1 protein-coding gene is annotated in these 1,822 nt (G+C 70.7%); it reads right to left on the minus strand.

Translation table 11 applies throughout. The features are described from left to right. On the minus strand, window positions 1–1,822 hold a 1,822-nt coding region (locus tag ACWC91_RS41490; protein WP_450726388.1), incomplete at both ends, for a beta-ketoacyl synthase N-terminal-like domain-containing protein.

Raw genomic sequence — 1,822 nt, forward strand, 5'->3', positions numbered from 1 at the left:
GTTCGACTTCACCGAACCCAGCAGCAGCGGCTGCTCCGCATCACGGTCACGGCCGTAGGTCGCCAGCAACGCCTGCGCCTCGATCGGGTCACCCAACGTCGTACCCGTACCGTGCGCCTCGACCGCGTCGACCTCCTGGGCGGAGAGTCCGCCGCTGGCAAGGGCCTGACGGATCACCCGCTGCTGGGACGGGCCGTTGGGGGCGGTAAGCCCGTTGGAGGCGCCGTCCTGGTTCACGGCCGAACCGCGGACGACCGCGAGGATCTGATGACCGTTGCGGATTGCATCGGACTGCCGCTCCAGGACCAGCATGCCCACACCCTCGGACCAGCCGACACCGTCCGCCGAGTCCGAGAACGCCTTGCACCGCCCGTCGGGCGACAGACCCCGCTGACGTGCGAAGTCCACGAACACGGCGGGCGTCGACATCACGGTCACACCACCGGCCAGCGCGAGCGAGATCTCACCCGACCGCAGCGCCTGCATCGCCCAGTGCATCGCCACCAGCGACGACGAGCACGCCGTGTCCACCGTGACCGCCGGACCCTCCAGGCCCAGCGTGTAGGAGACACGGCCCGAGGCGAGGCTCGGTGAACTACCACTGCCCTGGAAGCCCTCGAACTCGGGGCTGCCCAGCATCGCGCTGTAGTCGCTGTACATCACACCGGCGAACACACCGGTCGCACTGCCCCGCAGTCCGACCGGGTCGATGCCGGCCCGCTCGATCGCCTCCCACGACGACTCCAGCAGCAAGCGCTGCTGCGAGTCCGTCGCCAGCGCCTCACGCGGGCTCATCCCGAAGAAGTCGGCGTCGAATTCACCGGCGTTCTCCAGGAATCCGCCGGAGCGGGTGTAGGCGGTGCCCGGGTGGTCGGGGTCCGGGTGGTACAGGTTCTCCACGTCCCAGCCACGGTTGGCGGGAAACCCGGAGACGGCATCCGTGCCCTCGGTGACCAGACGCCACAGATCCTCGGGCGAGGCGACCCCGCCCGGGTAACGGCAGGCCATGCCCACGATCACGATCGGGTCGTCCGCCACGACCGCCGTGCGCTGTACGGCCTCCGCCTCGACTTCGGTGCCGAGGAGTTCGTCCAGGATGAAGTCGACCAGGACCTCGACGGTCGGGTAGTCGAACACCATCGTGGCGGGCAGGCGCAGTCCGGTGACCGTGTTCAGGCGGTTGCGCAGCTCGACTGCGGTGAGGGAGTCGAAGCCCAGCTCGCGGAAGGCGCGCGTGGGGTGGACGGCCGTGGCGTCGGCGTGGCCGAGCACCAGGGCGACCTGGCCGCGGACGAGGTCCACGAGCACTTCCCGGCGTTCGACCGCGTCCAGGGCGGCCAGCCGGTCACTCAGACCGGTCGCTGTCGCCGAGCCCGCGACCGCCGCACGGCGTGAGCGGCCCCGGATCAGCGAACGGAGCAGCGGCGGCACACCGCCCTGACCGCGCAGGGCGGGCAGGTCGAGCCGGACGGGTACGAGCGCGGCGTCATCGGTGGACAGGGCGGCGTCGAAGAGGGCCAGACCCTGCTCGACGGCGAGCGGCGGCACTCCGGAGGCCACGAGCCGCTCGATCTCCGCCTCGGAGAGCGTGCCGGTCATGCCACCGGTGCCGGTCTGCTCCCAGGGGCCCCAGGCCAGTGACAGACCCGGCAGACCGGCCGCACGACGATGTTCCATCAGGGCGTCCAGGAACGCATTGCCCGCCGCGTAGTTGGCCTGACCCGCACTGCCGAAGACACCGGCGACCGACGAGAACACCACGAACGCGTCCAGGTCCAGACCGCGCGTGGCCTCGTGCAGGTTCCAGGCCGCGTCCACCTTC

The organism is Streptomyces sp. NPDC001204 (assembly GCF_053598035.1).